We start from the raw sequence: 3,957 nt of genomic DNA, 5'->3' as shown, positions 1-3,957 counted from the left end.
CGATCTGCGGCCGCCATCGCCCGCAGGCGCACACCCTCGTCGAGCGGGGCCGTCCGCCACCAGGCGGGACCGGCGTCCCGCTCACGAGCCACGCGGTGCAGACACCTGGACCCCGAGGCAGGTCCCGCCACCGCACCGCCGGGGCCCCCGCTCGATCCGTTCCGCGCACCATCCATCGACGTCCATCATGGCCCACTCCGCGCACGGACACCGGTCCGGTGCTCACCGGTCGCCCGTTCGCCTAGGCTGGGGACCTGATGTTCGCGACGAGAGAAGGATCGACGCCCATGGGCAAGCTGACGACCTACCGCGACAAGCGCGCCGAACTCCGCGCCCACGCCGCCGCGCTCAAGGCCACCGCCATGACCGAGGCCAAGCTCGCCGCCAAGGAGACCCGGCACAAGGCCAAGGAGGCGCATCGGGTCGAGCTCGCCGAGGCGAAGAAGCGCGCCAAGCTGGCGGGCAGGAACGCGGACCGGAAGGCCAAGCGGGAGGCCAAGCGCGCCAAGCGGCAGGACGCGCTGGCCCGGAAGGCGTCCCGGAGGGACCGCAAGGCGGAGAAGACCCTCGCCAAGCAGGAACGGGCCACGCTCAAGCGGGAGGCCAAGTTCCTGGCCAAGGACCGGAAGGCGGCCGAGAAGATCGAGGCCGCGGGGCGGAAGCACGAGTACCAACTCGCGGAGATGGAGTTGAAGAAGCTCGAGGGCACCAAACTCGGCAAGGAGGACGTGCAGCGGTGGCTGAGCCTGGCCAAGGTCGCCACCCCGGTGCTGCTCCCGATGGTCTACAAGCTCGTCTCCAACGCGCAGGGTTCCACCGACAGGTCCGCCGCCGGCGCCGTGGACCTCAAGGCGGCGGGTATCGACGCCACCGGACCGGGAGCCGCTCTCGGTGCCCGCATCGTCCGCCTGGAACAGACCCTCGACCAGCTCGAGGTGGACCGCCGCGGCGATCGGCAGGTCGAGGACTTCCTCGCCTCCACCCGGTCCCGCCTCAAGGATCTGAGGACGGCCGTCGAGACCGCCGAGACCACCCCGACCGCCCAGCGACGCGAGGTGCACTCCGCCATCTCCGGCGAACTCGACCGGGTCAACAAGGACGTCCTCGCCCGCCTCGGCGTCACACCGTGAGCGGGGTCCGGACGCGGTGGACCTCAGGCGTGCTCGCCGCCGCCGTGATCGCCGGTGGCGCGGCGGTTCCCGCCACCGTCCTGGTCCCGGTCGCCGCGGCGCACTCGGTCCTCGTCTCCGTGGAGCCCGAGGACGGGGCGACGCTCGACGCCTCTCCGGATCAGGTGGCCCTGACGTTCAACGAGGAGATCAACCAGATGTTCGCCTCGGTCGCCGTCACCACCGGCGACGACCGGACCAATCTGGTCGTGGGAGAGCCCTCCGTGGAGGGCGAGACCGTCACCGCGGAGGTCGATGACCTGCCGGACGGCGCGTACACCGTCGGCTACCGGGTGACCTCCGCGGACGGGCACGTGGTGACCGGCTCGTCCGTGTTCACCGTGCAGTCCGCGGCGGGTGCCGCCGGCGACCCGGCGGGCGAGGTCGACGACCAAGCCGACCCCGCCGGGAACCAGATCGCCGACGAGACCTCCGGCGAGGCCACGACCGGCGTCAACCCGGCACTGTGGGTGGTCGCCGGACTGGCCGTGCTGCTGATCGGCGGGGCCGTCGTGCTGCTGCGCCGCGGACGGTGACGGGCGGACCAGCTGCACTGACGCCTAGCGCCCGGGCAGGAAACGCATCGCGTTGGTCGCCGGGGCGAGGACGGCGTGCCACTGCTTGCGGGGGAGGAACGACGGCCCACCGAGGTGCATGACGCGCTGGGTCGCGATGGTCTGGGCCTCGGTGTACTTGAGCAGGCCCTCGTCGCCGTGTCGACGACCGACCCCGGAGGCGCCCATGCCCCCCATCGGGCCCGCGACCGAGCCCCATCCGGCCACGTAGCCCTCTCCGACGTTGACGGTGCCCGTGCGCAGACGGGCGGCGATCGCCTCGCCCTCCGCGTCGGACGCGGCGAAGACCGAGGAGTTGAGCCCGTACTCGGTGTCGTTGGCCTTGGCCACCGCCTCGTCCACCGAGTCGACCGGGTAGATCGACACGACCGGCCCGAACGTCTCCTCACCGAAGCAGGTGGCGTCCTCGGGCACGTCGGCCAGGAGAGTCGGTTCGTAGAAGAGCGGACCGAGGTCCGGACGGGGGCGGCCACCGGCCAGGACGCGGGCACCCTTGGCCACGGCGTCGTCGACGTGGGCGGTCACGGTCTCCAGCTGGTCGCGGGAGATCAGGCTGCCCATCTCCGCCTCGAAGTCGTACCCGGGGCCCACGCTCATGGACTGGACCCGCGCGGTGAGCTTCTCGACGAGCTGGGGCGCGACCGACCTCTCCACGTACACCCTCTCCACGGAGATGCAGAGCTGGCCGGAGTTGGAGAAGAAGGCTCGGGTGGCCACCTCGGCGACCTCGTCGAGGTCGGCGCCCTCCGCGACGATCATGGCGTTCTTGCCACCGAGTTCCGCGGAGAAGCCGATCAGACGCTCGCCGCACTGGCGACCGAGCGTCCGGCCCGTGGCCGTGGAGCCGGTGAACATGAGGTAGTCCACGTTCTCCACGATCGCCCCGCCCACGGTGCGGCCCGACCCGGGGACCACCTGGAACAGGTCGCGCGGCAGGCCTGCGCGGTACAACATGTCCGCCGCGGCGAGGGCACAGAACGGGGTGATGGAGGCGGGCTTGATCACCACGGCGTTACCCGCGGCCAGCGCCGCCAGCGCGTCCGTGGCGGCGAGGTTGAGCGGGTAGTTCCACGGCGCGATCACGCCCACGACACCCTTGGGGTGGCGCCGGACCACGGCCTTGGTCAGGCCCGGGAGCATGCCCTGGACCCGCTTGGGGGCGAGCAACGCCGGGGCCGTCCGGGCGTAGTGACGTGCGGTGATGAGGCAGTCCAGCACCTCCTCCTGGGCCGAGGCCCGGCTCTTGCCGGTCTCCGCCTGGACGATGTCCATGAGCTGGTCGCGGTTGCTCATGACCAGGGAGGCGAACCGCTTGAGAACGGCGACGCGATCCGCGGGCTCGCGCTCCGCCCACGCCACCTGGGCCGCCCGGGCCCGTCCGACCGCGGCCACCACGTCGTCGGCGGTCCCCGCCGGGATCTCGGCGAGCGGCGTGCCGGTGAAGACCTCCTCGATCACCGTCGACTCGCGACTCGACGGATCGGCTCGGAACTCGGGGATCGCGACGAGGTCGCGCAGTCGGTCGTAGACACGTGATGTGGGTCGGCTCATACCCCGATATTACCGACGAGTAAGCCCCCGCGGTACCGACCGGCCCTTGACCCTGACGTCGCGTCAGGGCCCAGGGTGGCCGATGTGAGAGATGCTGGAGGAATGACGAGGAGCGAGGGCCTCACCGTGGGCGCGGTCGCCGAACTGGTGGGCGTGAGCATCCGGACCCTGCACCACTGGGACCGGATCGGGCTGGCACCGGCCAGCGGCCGGACGTGGTCGGACTACCGGGTGTACGACGACGACGACGTCGCGCGCATCCACCGGATACTGGTCTACCGCGAACTCGGCCTTCCGCTGGCCCAGATCGGTGTGCTGCTCGACGACCCCGACGTCGACGAGGCGGCCCACCTGTCCCGGCAGCGCGAGCTGCTCCTCGAGCGGATCTCTCACCTGCAGGAGATGGTCTCCGCAGTAGACCGCCTGAAGGAGGCGATCGCAGTGAACACGCCACTGACCCCCTCGGATCGTGCCGAGATCTTCGGTACCGACTGGAACGAGGAATGGCCGGCCGAGGCCGAGCGACGGTGGGGCGACACCCCGCAGTGGGAGCAGTCGCAGCAGCGGACAAAGGGGATGTCGAAGGAGGACTGGCGACGGGTCAAGGCGGAGACGGACGCGCTGAACGCCGACCTCGCCGCCGCGAAACGGGCCGGCGTCGA

General features: G+C 71.2%; 4 protein-coding genes. 3 read left to right on the top strand and 1 reads right to left on the bottom strand.

Annotation, left to right across the window (positions count from 1 at the left end):
• The first annotated feature begins 287 nt into the window (after positions 1 to 287).
• The gene (locus G6026_RS12310; protein WP_182613346.1) at positions 288 to 1,130 is read left to right on the top strand and encodes a DUF6474 family protein; all 843 of its coding nucleotides are present in this window, start codon (positions 288 to 290) and stop codon (positions 1,128 to 1,130) included.
• Between the two features lie 29 nt (positions 1,131 to 1,159).
• On the top strand, positions 1,160 to 1,705 hold the full coding sequence (locus G6026_RS12305; protein WP_347238100.1) for a copper resistance CopC family protein: 546 nt from the start codon (positions 1,160 to 1,162) through the stop codon (positions 1,703 to 1,705).
• A gap of 24 nt (positions 1,706 to 1,729) precedes the next feature.
• Here G6026_RS12305 and G6026_RS12300 read toward each other — a convergent pair whose 3' ends face one another.
• Positions 1,730 to 3,295, bottom strand: a complete 1,566-nt coding sequence (locus G6026_RS12300; protein WP_182613344.1) for a succinic semialdehyde dehydrogenase — start codon at positions 3,293 to 3,295, stop codon at positions 1,730 to 1,732.
• Between the two features lie 102 nt (positions 3,296 to 3,397).
• Between G6026_RS12300 and G6026_RS12295 the strand changes: the two genes are divergently transcribed.
• On the top strand, positions 3,398 to 3,957 hold a 560-nt coding region (locus G6026_RS12295), incomplete at its 3' end, for a MerR family transcriptional regulator (RefSeq protein WP_182613343.1).

This window comes from Dietzia sp. DQ11-38-2 (assembly GCF_014145055.1).
In the GTDB taxonomy this organism is placed as follows: domain Bacteria; phylum Actinomycetota; class Actinomycetes; order Mycobacteriales; family Mycobacteriaceae; genus Dietzia.
Note: the sequence above shows the minus strand (reverse complement) of the source record. Positions and strands in the feature narration are given on the sequence as shown.